This is a genomic window from Streptomyces sp. NPDC047079 (genome assembly GCF_040643755.1).
Classification (GTDB): Bacteria; Actinomycetota; Actinomycetes; order Streptomycetales; family Streptomycetaceae; genus Streptomyces.
In genome coordinates this window covers 41,353-57,695 of sequence record NZ_JBEYUZ010000011.1, presented here as the reverse complement: position 1 = coordinate 57,695, position 16,343 = coordinate 41,353, and the positions used below count along the sequence as shown (strand labels likewise).

Genomic DNA, 16,343 nt, shown 5'->3' with positions numbered 1-16,343 from the left:
GCCCACTATGGATGCCCACCGGCCCGCACGGACAGAGGTCCCCCGGCGCACCCCCGCCCTCCATGCCCCCGGAAGCTACACGCTTGTTCGACGTCGCGCTTCCCTTACTGGTGAGAAGCGCCCCGCATTTCCGAAATCCAGCGCATTCGCGCCTGATGAGGGGTACGTGCAAGGCCCCGCCCCTGAACAGGAGCGAGGCCCTGACCGAGCGCGCCCGCGCGCTCCTTCGCGCCTGAAACCCCCTAGGCGTCCTCGGCGAGTTCCAGCCAGCGCAGCTCCAGCTCCTCGCGCTCGCCGACGATCTCCCGCAGTTCGGCGTCCAGCCCGGCCACCTTCCCGAAGTCCGTCGCATGCTCGGCGATCTGCGCGTGGAGCTTGGCCTCGCGCTCGGAGAGCTTGTCCAACTGCCGCTCGATCCGCTGGAGTTCCTTCTTGGCCGCGCGTGCGTCGGCGGCCGAGACGGCGGGCTTCGCGGCTACGGGCGCCGGGGCCGCCGCCGCGGCGGCTTCCTCCATACGGTGACGCCGCTCCAGGTACTCGTCGATGCCGCGCGGCAGCATCCGCAGCGTGGAGTCGCCGAGGAGGGCGTACACCCTGTCGGTCGTGCGCTCCACGAAGAACCGGTCGTGAGAGATCACGATCATGGAGCCGGGCCAGCCGTCGAGCACGTCCTCGAGCTGGGTGAGGGTCTCGATGTCGAGGTCGTTGGTGGGCTCGTCGAGGAACAGCACGTTCGGCTCGCTCATGAGCAGGCGCAGCAGTTGCAGCCGCCTGCGCTCACCGCCGGACAGGTCCCCCACCGGCGTCCACTGCTTCTCCTTGGTGAAGCCGAAGGTCTCGCAGAGCTGCCCCGCGGTCATCTCGCGCCCCTTGCCGAGATCGACCCGCTCCCGCACGCGCTGCACGGCCTCCAGGACCCGCCAGCTCGGGTCGAGCTCGGCGACCTCCTGCGACAGATAGGCGAGCTTGACGGTCTTTCCTACGACGATCCGGCCGCCGGCGGGCTGCTCCTCCCCCTGGCTGCGCGAGGCGTCGGCCAGCGCACGCAGCAGGGAGGTCTTGCCGGCGCCGTTCACCCCGACCAGGCCGATGCGGTCGCCGGGGCCGAGCTGCCAGGTGACGTGCTTGAGCAGCACCTTGGGTCCGGCCTGCACCGTGACGTCCTCGAGGTCGAAGACGGTCTTCCCGAGCCGGGACGAGGCGAACTTCATCAGCTCGCTGCTGTCCCGGGGCGGCGGCACGTCCTTGATCAGATCGTTGGCGGCCTCGACACGGAAGCGGGGCTTGGAGGTCCGGGCGGGCGCGCCGCGCCGCAGCCAGGCCAGCTCCTTCCTGACCAGGTTCTGCCGCTTGGCCTCCTCGGAGGCGGCGATGCGCTCACGCTCGGCACGGGCGAAGACGTAGTCGGAGTAGCCGCCCTCGTACTCGTGGACCGTGCCCCGCTGGACGTCCCACATCCGGGTGCACACCTGGTCCAGGAACCACCGGTCGTGGGTGACGCACACCAGCGCGGAGCGGCGCTCGCGCAGGTGGTTCGCGAGCCAGGCGATGCCCTCGACGTCGAGGTGGTTGGTGGGCTCGTCGAGGACGATCAGGTCCTGCTCGGCGATCAGCAGCTTGGCCAGCGCGATACGGCGCCGCTCGCCGCCGGACAGGGGGCCGATGACGGTGTCGAGTCCCTGCGGGAAGCCGGGCAGGTCGAGCCCGCCGAACAGACCGGTGAGCACGTCCCGGATCTTGGCGTTGCCCGCCCACTCGTGGTCGGCCATGTCCCGGATGACCTCGTGCCGGACGGTGGCGGCGGGGTCGAGGGAGTCGTGCTGGGTGAGCACGCCGAGGCGCAGCCCGCCGGAGTGGGTGACACGGCCGGAATCGGCCTCCTCCAGCTTGGCCAGCATCCGGATCAGGGTGGTCTTGCCGTCGCCGTTGCGCCCGACGACTCCGATCCGGTCCCCTTCGGACACGCCGAGCGAGACACCGTCGAGCAGGGCACGGGTGCCGTACACCTTGCTGACGTTCTCGACATTGACCAGGTTGACGGCCATTTCACTCCTGCGCACGGGGGACGGTCAGCCTTCAAGCGTAGGGCCTCCGCGGGAGGTGGCGACGCGCGAGGGGTCGTCACTCCTTGTGATGCCACGATCGGGGAACGGCCGCACGGGGACCGAGTACCGGGACTTGGCCGGCTGCGAGCAGCCGGGTCAGAGCACGGTCGCCCCCGGCACCGGTGACACGGCCACCCGCGCCGACCCGCATGTGCCGGAGGCCGTCAGCGCCTGCGCGATCTCCTGCGCACCGGAGGCGTCCCGCGCGAGGAACGCCGTCGTCGGCCCCGACCCCGACACCAGCCCCGCGAGCGCGCCCGCCGCCCGGCCCGCGGCCAGGGTGTCCGCCAGCTCCGGGAACAGCGACAGCGCTGCGGGCTGGAGATCGTTGGAGACTGCCGCCGCGAGCGCGTCCGCGTCACCCTTCGCCAGCGCGTCGAGCAGATCCTGCGAGGCGACGGGCTCCGGGATCCCTACGCCCTCGTTCAGACGGTCGAACTCCCGGAACACCGCCGGAGTCGACAGCCCCCGGCCCGCCCTCGCGAACACCCAGTGAAACGTCCCGCCGACCTCCAGCGCCGTGAGTCTCTCGCCCCGCCCGGTGCCCAGCGCCGCCCCGCCCACCAGGCTGAACGGCACATCGCTGCCCAGCTCGGCGCAGATGCCGAGGAGTTCCTCGCGCGAGGCGCCCGTGCCCCACAGCGCGTCGCACGCCACCAGCGCCCCGGCGCCGTCCGCGCTGCCGCCCGCCATACCGCCCGCGACCGGGATGTCCTTGGCGATGTGGAGGTGGACATCAGGCCTGCGGCCGTACCGCTCGGCGAGCGCCAGCGCCGCCCGCGCCGCCAGGTTCGTGACGTCCAGGGGCACCTGCGCGGCGTCCGGCCCCGAGCAGGTGAGACGCAGTTCGTCGGCCGGGGCCACCGTGATCTCGTCGTACAGGCCGACGGCCAGGAAGACATTGGCCAGGTCGTGGAAGCCGTCGGGGCGGGCGGCGCCCACCGCGAGCTGGACGTTGACCTTGGCGGGGACGCGTACCGTCACGCTCACTTACTCGGACTCCTCCGTGGGGGATGCGGCCCGCCGCGCAGCGGCCGTCTGATGCTGTGCCGCCCGCGGTGCGGCGGCCTCCGCGATGCGCGCGAAGTCCTCGACCGTCAGGGACTCGCCGCGCGCCTGCGGCGAGATGCCGGCGGCGACGAGCGCGGCCTCGGCCGCGGCGGCCGAACCCGCCCAGCCGGCGAGCGCCGCCCGCAGCGTCTTGCGCCGCTGCGCGAACGCCGCGTCCACCACCGTGAACACCTCCGCCTTGGACGCGGTGGTCTTGACCGGCTCCGCCCGCCGGACCAGCGAGACGAGCCCACTGTCGACGTTGGGCGCGGGCCAGAAGACATTGCGCCCGATGGCTCCGGCGCGTTTGACGTCGGCGTACCAGTTGGCCTTCACGGACGGCACTCCGTACACCTTGTTGCCGGGCGCGGCGGCCAGCCGGTCCGCGACCTCGGACTGCACCATCACGAGCGTCCGCTCGATGCTCGGGAAGGTGTCGAGCATGTGCAGGAGCACGGGGACGGCGACGTTGTACGGCAGGTTCGCGACGAGCGCGGTGGGCGCGGGGCCCGGCAGCTCCCGCACATGCAGCGCGTCGGAGTGCACCAGCGCGAACCGCTCGGCGCGCCCGGGCATCCGCGAGGCGATCGTCGCGGGCAGCGCCCCGGCCAGCACGTCGTCGATCTCGACGGCGGTGACCCGCTCGGCGACCTCCAGCAGCGCGAGTGTGAGGGAGCCGAGACCCGGCCCCACCTCCACCACCACGTCGTCGGTGCGCACGTCGGCGGTGCGCACGATGCGCCGCACCGTGTTGGCGTCGATGACGAAGTTCTGGCCGCGTTGTTTGGTGGGGCGTACGCCGAGGGCCGCCGCCAGCTCACGGATGTCGGCGGGGCCCAGCAGGGCGTCGGGGGTGGAGCTGCTCACGGACCAAGGGTACGGGGCGGCGCGGGGCGCCCGTGTCCGCGTCGGCCCCACCCGCCCCGCTCACCTGTACAGCCGTGACCCGCAGTGCGGCCAGGGACTGGTGCCGTGGCGCACGTACAGCTTCTTCGCGCGGTAGGTCTGCTCCTCCGCCGGGGCGTCCTGCGGTCGGCCGGAGCCGCCGACGCTGCGCCAGGTGCGCCGGTCGAACTGGTAGAGGCCCCCGTAGGTGCCGGACGGGTCCACCGCGCGCGCCCGGCCCCTGGACTCGCAGTGCGCGAGCCCGTTCCAGTCGAGGCCCTCCGCGCCCGCCACCGACTCCGGGCGCGGCCTGGTGCCCACCCGGACCAGCTGGGCCGTGGGCCGCTGCACCACCTCGGCCCTGATGCGGCGGGGCCTTTGCTGGACGCCGTTGACGGAGCGCAGGGCGTAGGTGACCCGGCGGGTGCCCGGCTGTCCGGCGCGCGCCACGAGCACGGTGCCCCGGAGCAGGGTCGGGTCCTTGGTGCGGCGCACGGCGAACGGGATCGCCTCCTCGCGGACCTCCTTCGAGCCCCGCACCCGCAGCACGGTCACCGTCTGCCCGTCGACGGGGAAGCTGTCCGGGGCCACGGACGTCGTGTCCTCCCCGCGCAGGGTGATCCCGGCCTGTTCGACGGCCTCTTCGACGGTCGCCGCGTTCGTGCGGATCGTGCGCGGCCGCCCGTCCGCCATGACCGTCACCGTGCGCTCGGTGCGGACGTCCAGCGCGAGCCCTTCGCGACGGATGTGCAGCGAACGCGAGGCCGAGACGTACGCTCCTTCGGCGCGCACCCCGAGCTGCTGGAGCGCGCCGTCCACCGTGCGCGCCGTCGTCCACACCACCCGCCGGTGCCCGTCGAGGGTGAGGCGCACCGGGCGTCCGTAGTGCACCGCGACCTCTTCGCCGCTGGTGAGCCGTGTGCCGGGCGAGGGCGCGACGACATCGTGTGCGCCCACCGCCACCCCCTCCTGCGCGAGCAGTTCACCCACGTCGTCGGCGAACGTGTGCAGGGTGCGGTGCCTGCCCTCCACGGTCAGCTCGATGGCCTTGTCCTTGGCGATGAACGCGGTGGTGCCCCCGGCGAGGAAGGCGACCACCAGCGCCTGCGGGAGGAGACGGCGCACCGGGTGAGTGCGCGCGCCGCCTTTGCGGCGGCGCGCCGCGTGTCGGGCCCGGGTGCGGCCCCAGGCACGCGGGGCGTCCTCCGTCTGCCGGCGCGGCAGCGGACCCGGGGCCTCCGTCTGCCGGCGCGGCAGCGGTGCCGGGGCCTGTCTGGCGCGGGCCGCGCGGGCCCGCGCCTCGTACGCGGGCCGGTAGGTGTCCTGGTACATCCGGCCGTACGGCTCGTGGTCCTCGTACTCCGGTCTCGGGCCGTACGTCCCGTACGGCGGGTACTGCCGGTTGCTCACGACGACACGCTCCAGAGAAGGTCCGAAACGGGCGACCAACCTAGCGGCCGGCCGTCACTCTCCAAAGCAACGCCGTCACGCGGTGTCGCGACACGCCCACGGGCGGGGCCCTGCGAACCGCCGTGCGGCCCTCGCCGGGGGCCGGGAGTCAGTAGCCGAAGGCGCGTGCCGTGTTGTCCGCGAGGGCCAGGGCCAGCGCGTCCTCCTCGATGCCCCGCACCGCGGCCATCGCCCGGACCGTGACCGGAACGAGATACGGCGCGTTGGGCCGACCGCGGTACGGCGCGGGCGTCAGGAAGGGCGCGTCGGTCTCCACCAGGACGAGATCCAGAGGGGCCACGGCGAGCGCGTCGCGCAGCGGCTGTGCGTTCTTGAAGGTCACATTGCCGGCGAACGACATGAAGTACCCGGCGCGCGCGCAGACCTCGGCCATCGCCGCGTCGCCCGAGTAGCAGTGGAAGACGGTCCGCTCCGGCGCGCCCTCCTCCTTGAGGATGCGCAGCACGTCGGCGTGCGCGTCCCGGTCGTGGATGACCAGCGCCTTGCCGTGCCGCTTGGCGATCTCGATGTGGGCGCGGAAGGACCGCTCCTGGGCGTCCTTGCCCTCGGCCCCGGTGCGGAAGTAGTCGAGGCCGGTCTCCCCGACGCCCTTGACCTGCGGCAGCGCGGCGAGGCGGTCGATCTCGGCGAGGGCCTCGTCCAGGGCGGCGTCCCCGCCCGGCTCACGCGTGCCGTGCCGGGACCGGCCTCCCCCCGTCCCAGAGGGCTGGGAGGTGCCCTCGGGATCGCCGTGCACGATCCGGGGGGCCTCGTTCGGGTGCAGGGCCACGGCCGCGTGCACGGCTTCGTACGCCGCTGCCGTCTCGGCGGCCCAGCGGGAGCCCCGCACGTCGCAGCCGACCTGGACGACCGTCGTCACGCCGACCGCCGCCGCCTTGGCGAGGCTCTCCTCGACGGTGCCGGACTGCATGTCGAGGTGGGTGTGCGAGTCGGCGACGGAGACGCCGAGGGGCTCGGGAAGCGGGGGCGGGGCGTGCTTGTCGGACGCGGGGGAAGGCATGCCCCGATCCTACGAAAGGGGCACGCCACCCCGGAAAGGGCCGCCCGCCCGGACTCGCCCGCCGTGCGGCGTCGGCTCACACCGCCTTGCGGTGGTGGAACGGGTGCAGCAGGTCGGACAGGTGCCAGTGGTGCTGGTGGCGCTCCTCGCGCTCCGCCGGCTGCGTCCGGGGCTCGTCGAGGTCCTTCCCGACCGCCCGCGACGCCGGGCGGTGGTGCCGGTGCAGGGAGTTCTGCGCGGAGGACACCTGGCCGGGGCGCATGATGCGCACCACATGGCTGTCGCAGTTCAGGCAGGCGGGACGGCTCAGCGGCGAAGGCACCACGCGGCCGCCCGCCACGTATACGACGAACTCCTTGCCGTCGCCGTCAAGGTGGTGCTCTATCTCGTACGACTGCTCCCAGCCGTGTCCGCACCGCATACAGGCGAACGAATAGGACTCGTGGACGACGGCGCTCGCCGCGACCCGGTCGTACTGCCCGGTGACGTCACCGGCCGCCGCTACCTGGCCGGTCCGCCCTGCGATCTCACTCATGCCAGCTCCTCTTGTCCGCTGGACAAGCGCCCCGGTGGGGCGGGATTCCCCCCGGAACCCCGCGGGTTCCCACGGTGGGCGAGGGACGGGTACGTCCCTGCCCCCAGTGGACGCCTCCGCCCGCGCGAAGGCATCAAGGCCTGTCGAGTGTTGGAAGCGATTTTGGACGGTGCTTGCCAAAGTGCCCCGGATGGTGGCGTTACGGCTTTGCCTTCGACGACAGCCCTTTGCCCGGCCATGGGGCAAGGCTCACGGGAGATGATCCCTGCTCAGAAAGGGTGCGAGCGCTCAGGGACCACCGTCTTCGGCCTCCCGGGGGCGACCGCTCACCGGGCGGGTGGCGCCCCGCCCGCGTTCTTCGCGGCCACCACCGCGTCGAAGACCTCCCGCTTCGGCAGGCCCGCCGCGGCGGCCACCGCCGCGATCGCGTCCTTGCGGCGCTCCCCCGCCTCCTCCCGCACCCGGACCCGGCGCACCAGCTCGGCGGCGTCCAGTTCCTCGGTGGCCTGCTCGCCGGCGCCCTCCACGACGACGGTGATCTCGCCCCGGACGCCCTCGGCGGCCCACTGCGCCAGCTCGCCCAGCGGACCGCGCCTGACCTCCTCGTAGGTCTTCGTCAGCTCACGGCAGACGGCGGCCCTGCGCCCGGCGCCGAACGCCTCGGCCATGGCGGCGAGGGTGGCCTCGAGCCGGTGCGGTGCCTCGAAGTAGACGAGGGTGCGCCGCTCGCCGGCCACCTCGCGCAGCCGCGACAGCCGCTCGCCCGCCTTGCGCGGCAGGAATCCCTCGAAGCAGAAGCGGTCCACGGGCAGCCCGGACAGCGCGAGCGCGGTGAGCACGGCGGAGGGACCGGGCACGGCGGTGACCCGGACGTCCTTCTCCACGGCGGCCGCGACCAGCCGGTAGCCGGGGTCGGACACCGAGGGCATCCCCGCGTCCGTGACGAGCAGCACACGCGCCCCGCCGGTCAGCGCCTCGACCAGCTCCGGGGTGCGGGCGGACTCGTTGCCCTCGAAGTAGGAAACGACGCGCCCGGCGGGCTGCACCCCCAGCGCCTGGGTGAGCCGGCGCAGCCGCCGGGTGTCCTCGGCGGCGATCACATCGGCGGTGGCCAGCTCCTCGGCGAGCCGCGGCGGCGCGTCCGCGATGTCCCCGATCGGGGTGCCGGCGAGGACCAGGGTTCCGGGCGTTACTGTCACGTTTCCATCCTCGCAGGCGCCATGCGCGGGACTCACACAGACGTGTTCCCTACGATGGCGCGGTGACCAGTACCGCGTCCTCCACGGACACCCGGCAGGGCCAGGCCACCGCAGACCAGCGGCCGACATGGCAGCAGCGGCTGCGCCGTTTCGGATACGCGGCGCCCCCGACAAGCGACGTCCGCGACCGGCTGGTGCCGCCGTACAGCGAGCCCAGCCCGCGCATCCGGGCGGCGCTCGGCCTGCGCGGGGAGGTCGTCGACCGCGTCGTGCGCTGGTCGGCGTGGGGCGGACCGCTGCTGGTGACGCTCATGGCCGGGCTGATGCGCTTCTGGAACCTGGGCAGTCCCAGGGCGGTGATATTCGACGAGACGTACTACGCCAAGGACGCCTGGGCGCTCGTCCACAACGGGTACGAGGCGAACTGGGCCAAGGACGCCAACGACCTGATCCTCCAGCACAGCGGCCATGTGACAGTGCCCACGGACGCCGCGTACGTGGTGCATCCGCCGGTCGGCAAGTACGTCATCGGCCTCGGTGAGCTGATCTTCGGGTTCGATCCCTTCGGCTGGCGCTTCATGACAGCGCTGCTGGGCACGCTGTCGGTGCTGCTGCTGTGCCGCATCGGCCGCCGCCTGTTCCGCTCGACCTTCCTCGGCTGCCTGGCGGGTGCGCTGATGGCGGTGGACGGACTGCAGTTCGTGATGAGCCGCACCTCGCTCCTCGACGGCGTCCTGGAGTTCTTCGTCCTCGCGGCCTTCGGCTGTCTGCTCGTCGACCGCGACCGGGCGCGCGCGAAACTGGCGGCCGCGCTCCCAGGGGACTCCGACGGCCGGGTGCGTCCCGACGCGCACACCGCCGAGAGCACCCGCCTGGGATGGCGCCCCTGGCGCTGGGCGGCGGGCCTGCTGCTCGGCCTCGCCATCGGCACCAAGTGGAACGGCCTCTACATCCTGGCGGCCTTCTGCGTGATGGCGGTGCTGTGGGACGTGGGCGCGCGCCGGGTGGCGGGCGCCCGGCGCCCGTACACCACGGTCCTGAAGCGCGACACGGGCATCACGTTCCTGGCGACGGTCCCGGTGGCGTTGGTGGTGTACGTGACCTCGTGGATCGGCTGGATCCTCTCCCCCACCGACGGCTCGGGCGGCTACTTCCGCAACTGGGCGGCGACCGACGGCAAGGGCGGCACCTGGACGTTCCTGCCTGACTGGCTGCGCAGCCTGTGGCACTACGAGCACGAGGTCTACCTCTTCCACGTCGGCCTGTCGTCCCCGCACACGTACCAGTCGAACCCGTGGAGCTGGATCGTGGTGGGCCGCCCGGTCTCGTACTTCTACGAGTCCCCCTCGCCCGGCCGGTCCGGCTGCCCCTCGGACGCGGGCGGGAAGTGCGCCCGCGAGGTCCTCGCGCTCGGCACCCCGCTGCTGTGGTGGGCGGCCTGCTTCGCGATCCTGTACGTGCTGTGGCGCTGGGTGTTCCGCCGCGACTGGCGGGCCGGCGCGATCGCCTGCGGCATCGCGGCCGGCTACCTGCCCTGGTTCCTGTACCAGGAGCGCACGATCTTCTACTTCTACGCGGTCGTCTTCGTCCCGTTCCTGTGCCTGGCGGTGGCCATGATGATCGGCGCCATCCTCGGCCCGCCCGGCTCGGACGAACGCCGCCGTGTCGTGGGAGCGGCGGGCGCGGGCGTCCTGGTGCTGCTGATCGCCTGGAACTTCATCTACTTCTGGCCCATCTACACCGGCACGGCCATCCCGATCGACTCGTGGCGGTCGCGGATGTGGCTGGACACCTGGGTCTAGCTGGGAAGACGCACGACGAGGGCGCGGCGGTCGGCGGCGCCCTCGTGGTCGTTGTTGGTCGTTAGCGGGTGCTGTTGGCCGCCCTCGGACGGCCCAGAGACGGCCCGGCTCCGGCGGCCGGCAGAGCCTCGACTTGCCACGCGCCAACCGGTCTCGGACCGAGGCCGGGATCGGGTGGGGTCTAGGGCGTCCGACGGGTCGGCACAGTCCCTGCGACTCATGTTGCGCCGTTCAGGTGACATGGCTGTCGGGAGCGGGGCCTCTGACCCGGCCCGCCCAAGGCGGAGGGGTGCCCGCCCTCGCTCCCAGGTACCAAGCGACCAACGCTGGACCTCTTGGCCTGGATGCCGATGCTCGCGCTGACCGGCAAGGCCAGATGCTGGAAGCCCCGCCGCCTGCGGCTCCGCCTGTTCACCGCTGCCGGACAACTCGCCACCACCGGCCACCGGCGGATTCTCCGCCTCGCCCGTCAGCCACATCACCGCCGCCCCCGACCGGCGCGCCCAACTCCCCAACCCCCGGCTGACCAGCAGACTCCCCGTCCCAACGAGCAGCACCACCGACCCGGAGCAGTGGAACCCGGCGCCCACCCGACACGTCAGCCGGGCCACCCGCCTGCCCCTCACCCACCGGCCATCGCAAAAGGGTCTGCCGACCCCGTCGACAGACCGTCACGCAAGATCGAGGCTGGTAGTCCAGAGCAGCGTCTGGTCGGGGGCACTGCTGGACAACGCGATCTTGTTCGCGTACGAGACACGTTCGCGGCTTCCGAGCGCCGTGCCCCGAGCAAGGTTCATCCACTGACTCATACGGAACGCTAGTTCGTCTCAGAGTCACCTGTTCGAGAGATTCCCACCATGGTGTGATCGCCATCGTGAAGAAGGTCACCGCGTTAGCAGCCACAGTCCTGACCACTGCGACCCTGCTGTCCGGCACCGCGCAGGCCCGGCCGCTTCCGGTCCAACCACACCCCTGGGACAAGAGAGTCCACTGCCAGTCGACCGACCGTGACGGACGCAAGATAGTCACCCGGTACGGCAATAGCGAGTTCGGCTGGAACCACTTCACCCACCGCCACAACATCCGCAAATGTTCGATCCTTGACGCGGCCCTCCGGGACAAAGTCGACCGCGACGACCACCACGGGCGTCTGGAGTACGATGGCGTCGCCATCAGGACCGGCCCTCGACCGGCGCAGGTCAAGTTCGTCGTCATCGTCCAGTACGCGCGCAAGACCAAGGACGGAAGATACGACGCCGGCAGGGGACAGAAGATCGGCGTCATCAACGCCTTCTGCCGCAATCAACCGCAGAACAAGTGCCCCGCGTGGATGAACCAGTGACGGATCTTGAAGACCGAGAACAGCAGGCGGCCGTCAGCCGCCTGCTGTTGTACTACCTGAACGCACCCATCGCCGAAGGCTGCCCCCTGCGCGGAGTCCTGCCCGCCCCCGGCGCCGTACGGATCGCCATCCATGCCGGAGACGACGAGACCGGCATGACCTTCCTCTACGAAATCCCCAACGACACGGTGGCTCCCGCCTACGTTCCCGGCATCCTGCGCACCGTCCTGGCCGGAACCCAGATCTACGGCAGCGGCGACGTCAGCGAAGCCATGGGGATGACGCTCATCCGCCTACGCCCAGAGGAGATCACCTGGGATCCGGAGCCCGAACAGGGTCAGGCGCTGACCGTCCTACGCGCCCTGTCTGACCCCGGTGACCACGAGAACCCCTTCCTGATCGGCTTCCTGATGCAAGGCAACAGCCTCCTGCGCCTGTACGTACAGCGCCCCGGCCACTCAGGCATCATCGGCGCCGACATCCGCCTGACCGACACGCCTACCGCGCTGATCGCCTCGCTCCCCACCCTCATCGAGGAAGAGGAGCGCCACCAGCCGGCCCCGGACGACCCGCACTGCGATGTCCTGGTAGACCTGACCGACTGGTAGAGCTGTACCTCAACGACAGCGCCGTCCGGCAATCGACTCCTGGCGTTCACGGATGTGGCTGGATACCTGGGTTTAGGTCGGATTCGGGCAGGCTTCTGATCACTCTTCGGACAACAAACGAACACATCGGTCCCAGCCGTCCCCTGGAGTGCCTACAGTGCGGCATACACGGGGAAAAAGGGGGAGCGCGCCATGCGCAAGGGGGCCAAAGCCGCCATAGTCGGCGGGGTGTTCGTGGTGATGGTGGGGGGCGCCGGGTACGGGGCGTACAACGTGCTGTCCGCGCTTGACGGAAGTTCGGCGAGCCACGTCGGCTCGCCCGCGGCCGTGAAGACCGGTCCTCCGTCCGCGGACGAGGTCAAGGAGGCGAGTGCCAAGTTCCTCGCCGCCTGGGCGAAGGGCGACGCGTCCACCGCGGCCTCGTACACCAACGACGCGCAGAGCGCCGGGCAGTTGCTGGCCGCGTACGGCGGCGGCGCGCACATCACCGCGGTGCACATCACGCCGGGGCGGCGCAGCGGGGACTCGGTGCCGTTCTCCGTCAGGGCGACGGTGTCGTACGGGGGGGTGTCCAAGCCGCTCGCCTACGACAGTGAGCTGACCGTCGTCCGCGGGGTGACCACCGGCCGCGCGCTGGTCGACTGGCAGCCGTCGCTCGTGTACCCCGCCCTGGAGAAGGGCGACACACTCGTCACCGGTGAGGCCAAGGTCCCGCCGATCGAGGCGGTGGACCGTGACGGCGTGGTGCTGACCGCGGAGAAGTACCCGTCCCTCGGCCCGGTCCTGGACGCGCTGCGCGAGAAGTACGGGGACAAGGTCGGCGGGAAGCCGGGCATCGAACTCTCCGTGGAGCGCGCCGACGCGGCCACGCCCGGCAAGACCCTGCTCACGCTCGCCAAGGGCACTCCCGGCAAGCTGCACACCACGCTCCGCGCAAGCGCGCAGGCGGCGGCCGAACGGGCCGTGCGGCAGTACCCGGAGTCCTCGGTGGTGGCGGTGCAGCCGAGCACCGGCGAGGTACTCGCGGTCGCCAACCACCGCCAGGACGAGTTCAACGCGGCCTTCGAAGGGCGACTCGCACCCGGCTCCACCATGAAGATCATCACGTCGGCGATGCTCATCGACAACGGTGTCACCACGATGAACGGTCCGGCACCCTGTACTTCGACGGCCACCTGGCAGAGCCAGACGTTCTCCAACCTCAAGGGCCTGACAGCCAATGAGCACGCGAGCCTCGCCGACAGCTTCATGCGGTCGTGCAACACGGCGTTCGTGAAGCTGATCGACGAGAAGCCGCTCACGGACGCCTCCCTGACGGCCGAGGCGGAGCAGCGCTTCGGTCTCGGGCGGAACAACTGGAAGACCGGCGTCGTCTCGTTCGACGGCAGCATCCCCGCCTCCACCGGCCCGGACCGCGCGGCCAACGCCATCGGCCAGGGCCAGGTCCAGATGAGCCCGCTGAACATGGCGTCGGTCACGGCCACCGCCATCACGGGTACGTTCCGCCAGCCCTACCTCGTCTCCCCGAAGCTGGACGGCCGTCAACTCGCCACCGCCAGGGGCCTGTCGTCGGGCACGGTGGCCCAACTGCGGACGATGATGCGGCTGACGGCGACCCAGGGCACGGCCGCGCCCGCGATGTCCGGGCTCGGCGGGGACATCGGCGCGAAGACGGGGTCCGCGGAGGTCGACGGGCAGACGAAGTCCAACAGCTGGTTCACCGGCTACCGGGGCGACATCGCGGCGGCGGCCATGACCCAGGAGGGCGGGCACGGCGGCGACGCGGCGGGGCCGATCGTCGCAGCTGTGCTACGAACCGGAGGCTGACGTCACCCTTGTCACCCCGGAGCTCTAGTGTGGTTGTCCTCGTTGGGGAGCGTGAGGGCACGGGGGGACCCGGGGACTGCGGAGGATCGGGAGCAGTGGGCAAGAGAAGACGCGTCACCGAGCGGAGGAATGGCCGTCCGCTGGTGATCGGAGCACTGATCGCCGTCGCCGGTGTGGGCGGGGCGGTCGGCGCCTACAGCCTGCTGGGCGGCGGCGCCGCGGCCGACGACCGTACGACGGCGTCCCACCACAAGCCTGTGAAGAGCGGCCCGTTGTCCGCGTCCGAGGTCCGGACGACGGCCAGGGCGTTCCTCACGGCCTGGCAGCAGGGCGACGTCACCAAGGCGGCGGCCGCCACGGACGACGCGTCGGCCGCGACAAAAACCCTGACGGGCTACCGCAAGGACGCCCACATCACCGGCGTGACGCTGACCCCCGGCACACCGTCCGGGGCGTCGGTCCCCTTCTCCGTCAAGGCGACGGTGTCGTACCAGGGAAAGAGCAAGCCCCTGGCGTACGCGACGAAGCTGACGGTCGTACGCCGGACCGAGGACGGCGCGCCCCGGGTGCGGTGGCAGTCGTCGGTGGTGCACCCGGACCTGGCCGAGGGCGACAGCCTGGTGACGGGTGAGGCGGGCACGCCGCCCATCAAGGCACTGGACCGCGACGGCGGCGAGCTGACGACCGCGGAGTACCCCTCGCTGGGCACCGTGCTGGACGGCCTGCGGGAGAAGTACGGCGAGAAGGCCGGGGGGAAGGCGGGCATCGAGCTGCGCATCGTGCGCAAGCCGGCGGCCAAGGGCACCCAGAAGACCCCCGACAAGACCGTGGTGACGCTGAGCGAGGGCACACCGGGCACCGTGAAGACCACGCTGAGCCCGACGCTCCAGGCCAAGGCCGAGCAGCAGGTGGCGGACAAGTCCAAGGCGTCCGTCGTCGTCATGCGCCCCTCCACGGGCGAGATCCTGGCGGTGGCGAACTCGGGCCATGGCTTCAACGTGGCCTTCCAGGGCTCGCTCGCCCCGGGCTCCACGATGAAGATCGTGACGTCGACGCTGCTGTTCGAGAAGGACCTGGCGAAGGCTGACAAGCCGCACCCGTGCCCCAAGTACGTGACGTACGGCGGCTGGAAGTTCCAGAACGACAACAAGTTCGAGATCAAGAACGGCACGTTCAAGGCGAGTTTCGCGGCGTCCTGCAACACGGCCTTCATCAGCCAGGCGAAGAAGCTGCACAACGACGACCTCACCCGGGTGGCCCAGCAGATCTACGGCCTGAGCATGAACAACTGGGCGATCGGCGTCCCGTCCTTCGACGGCACGGTCCCGGTGCAGAGCGCGGCCCAGATGGCGGCATCGCTGATCGGCCAGGGCGGCGTGCGGATGAACCCGCTGAACATGGCCTCGGTGGTCTCGACGGCGAAGACGGGCGCGTTCCACCAGCCGTACCTGGTCTCCCCGTCGGTGGACAACCGCACGACGGCGAAGGCGACCCGCACCATGTCGGCTTCCACGCAGGCCCAGTTGAAGGAGGTCCTGCAGTACACCGCCTCGGCGGGTACGGCCGCCAAGGCGATGGCGGGCCTGGGCCCGGACTTCGGCGCGAAGACGGGGTCGGCGGAGGTCGACGGCCAGAAGGAGCCCAACGGCTGGTTCACCGCCTGGAAGGGCGACCTGGCGGCCGCGGGCGTGGTCCAGGCCGGCGGCCACGGCGGTGACTCGGCGGGCCCGATCGTGGCGACGCTGCTGCGGGCGGGGAGCTGACGCACGGCAGTCGACCGGGTCGCCGCGTAACCCGGTCGCCTGTGACGTACACGCGCCGCTAGCGTTCCGTTCATGACGACGACCACAGACGGCTCCGGGGCCCACCCCCGTTTCGCCGCAGCCCTCGAAACGCTGGGGCTCGGTGACCTCCACACCGAGATCCGCCGCTTCCCTGACGCGACCCGTACCGCGGCCGAGGCCGCCGCCGCGATCGGCTGCCGGCTCAGCCAGATCTGCAAGTCGTTGATCTTCGCGGCATGGGGGTCGCCCCTGCTGGAGGGGGATGGGGGGCCCGGGGACGGCGTGCCGGTGCTGGTGCTCATGGACGGCGCCTCCCGGGTGGACGTAGAGCGCGTCCGGGAGGAGCTTGGGGCGGAGAAGGTCACCCGGGCGGGAGCCGACGTCGTGCGGGAGACCACCGGGTACGCGATCGGCGGTGTGCCGCCGTTCGGGCACCGTACGAGGACGCACGTGCTCGCCGACCGTGCGCTGCTCGCCCACGACACCGTCTGGGCCGCCGCCGGCACCCCGCACACCGTGTTCCCGATGGACCCGAAGACCCTGATCGCCCACGCGGGCGCCACCCTGGTGGACGTGCGCGAGCGATCCGCGTGACGCCCGCCGTCACCGCAGCGGTCCTGCGAAACCGCGTCCGTCACCGCGCTGGGTGACGCTCGATCATCGTCGGCGCGGTGTTCTTCGAGGAGCGGTTCGGCCTCCCGCGGATCGCGGCGGCCGGGCTGCTCGCCGGTCGAGC

The 16,343-nt window shown here is 71.6% G+C and carries 14 protein-coding genes and 1 pseudogene; 7 read left to right on the top strand and 8 right to left on the bottom strand.

All coding sequences use genetic code 11. The features are described 5' to 3' along the window. Positions 1-242: 242 nt before the first annotated feature. The 7 genes from ABZ823_RS16840 to rsmI form a co-directional block, all read right to left on the bottom strand. Positions 243-2,045: an ABC-F family ATP-binding cassette domain-containing protein gene (locus ABZ823_RS16840; RefSeq protein WP_361660013.1), complete on the bottom strand. Its 1,803-nt coding sequence runs from the start codon at positions 2,043-2,045 to the stop codon at positions 243-245. A gap of 156 nt (positions 2,046-2,201) precedes the next feature. Then, entirely contained in the window at positions 2,202-3,095 is an 894-nt protein-coding gene (locus tag ABZ823_RS16835) for a 4-(cytidine 5'-diphospho)-2-C-methyl-D-erythritol kinase (protein WP_361660010.1), read from the bottom strand. Then, a complete protein-coding gene (rsmA, locus tag ABZ823_RS16830) occupies positions 3,096-4,022 on the bottom strand; it encodes a 16S rRNA (adenine(1518)-N(6)/adenine(1519)-N(6))-dimethyltransferase RsmA (protein ID WP_361660007.1) in 927 nt (308 codons plus the stop codon). Between the two features lie 60 nt (positions 4,023-4,082). Beyond that, entirely contained in the window at positions 4,083-5,450 is a 1,368-nt protein-coding gene (locus ABZ823_RS16825; RefSeq protein WP_361660004.1) for a ubiquitin-like domain-containing protein, read from the bottom strand. A gap of 148 nt (positions 5,451-5,598) precedes the next feature. After that, a complete protein-coding gene (locus tag ABZ823_RS16820) occupies positions 5,599-6,510 on the bottom strand; it encodes a TatD family hydrolase (RefSeq protein WP_361660001.1) in 912 nt (303 codons plus the stop codon). 76 nt (positions 6,511-6,586) lie between these two features. Further along, positions 6,587-7,045 (bottom strand): hypothetical protein, encoded by a 459-nt coding sequence (locus ABZ823_RS16815; protein WP_361659999.1) that lies wholly within the window; start codon positions 7,043-7,045, stop codon positions 6,587-6,589. Between the two features lie 326 nt (positions 7,046-7,371). After that, positions 7,372-8,244 (bottom strand): 16S rRNA (cytidine(1402)-2'-O)-methyltransferase, encoded by an 873-nt coding sequence (gene rsmI / locus ABZ823_RS16810; protein ID WP_361659996.1) that lies wholly within the window; start codon positions 8,242-8,244, stop codon positions 7,372-7,374. A 62-nt stretch (positions 8,245-8,306) separates the two neighbouring features. On the opposite strand from rsmI, the gene ABZ823_RS16805 reads away from it, so the two are divergent. Beyond that, the gene (locus tag ABZ823_RS16805; RefSeq protein WP_361659993.1) at positions 8,307-10,046 is read left to right on the top strand and encodes a phospholipid carrier-dependent glycosyltransferase; all 1,740 of its coding nucleotides are present in this window, start codon (positions 8,307-8,309) and stop codon (positions 10,044-10,046) included. A gap of 326 nt (positions 10,047-10,372) precedes the next feature. Next, positions 10,373-10,565 (top strand): annotated as a pseudogene (locus ABZ823_RS16800) (IS1380 family transposase); the annotation flags it as partial. Between the two features lie 152 nt (positions 10,566-10,717). Here the strand turns inward: ABZ823_RS16800 and ABZ823_RS16795 are convergent. Then, positions 10,718-10,843 carry a hypothetical protein gene (locus ABZ823_RS16795; protein ID WP_361659990.1) on the bottom strand — a complete coding sequence of 42 codons (126 nt, stop codon included), beginning with the start codon at positions 10,841-10,843 and terminating at the stop codon, positions 10,718-10,720. A gap of 77 nt (positions 10,844-10,920) precedes the next feature. On the opposite strand from ABZ823_RS16795, the gene ABZ823_RS16790 reads away from it, so the two are divergent. From ABZ823_RS16790 to ABZ823_RS16770, 5 genes are all read left to right on the top strand, one after another. After that, a complete protein-coding gene (locus tag ABZ823_RS16790) occupies positions 10,921-11,388 on the top strand; it encodes a hypothetical protein (protein ID WP_361659987.1) in 468 nt (155 codons plus the stop codon). Further along, complete coding sequence (locus ABZ823_RS16785; RefSeq protein WP_361659984.1) at positions 11,385-11,996, top strand: hypothetical protein; 612 nt, start codon at positions 11,385-11,387, stop codon at positions 11,994-11,996. The genes ABZ823_RS16790 and ABZ823_RS16785 overlap by 4 nt, the downstream gene beginning before the upstream one ends. A gap of 192 nt (positions 11,997-12,188) precedes the next feature. Then, a complete protein-coding gene (locus ABZ823_RS16780; RefSeq protein WP_361659981.1) occupies positions 12,189-13,823 on the top strand; it encodes a penicillin-binding transpeptidase domain-containing protein in 1,635 nt (544 codons plus the stop codon). 95 nt (positions 13,824-13,918) lie between these two features. Further along, positions 13,919-15,586, top strand: coding sequence for a penicillin-binding transpeptidase domain-containing protein (locus ABZ823_RS16775; protein WP_361659977.1), 1,668 nt, complete (start codon positions 13,919-13,921; stop codon positions 15,584-15,586). 72 nt (positions 15,587-15,658) lie between these two features. Continuing rightward, entirely contained in the window at positions 15,659-16,201 is a 543-nt protein-coding gene (locus tag ABZ823_RS16770; protein ID WP_361659974.1) for a YbaK/EbsC family protein, read from the top strand. Positions 16,202-16,343 lie beyond the last annotated feature (142 nt).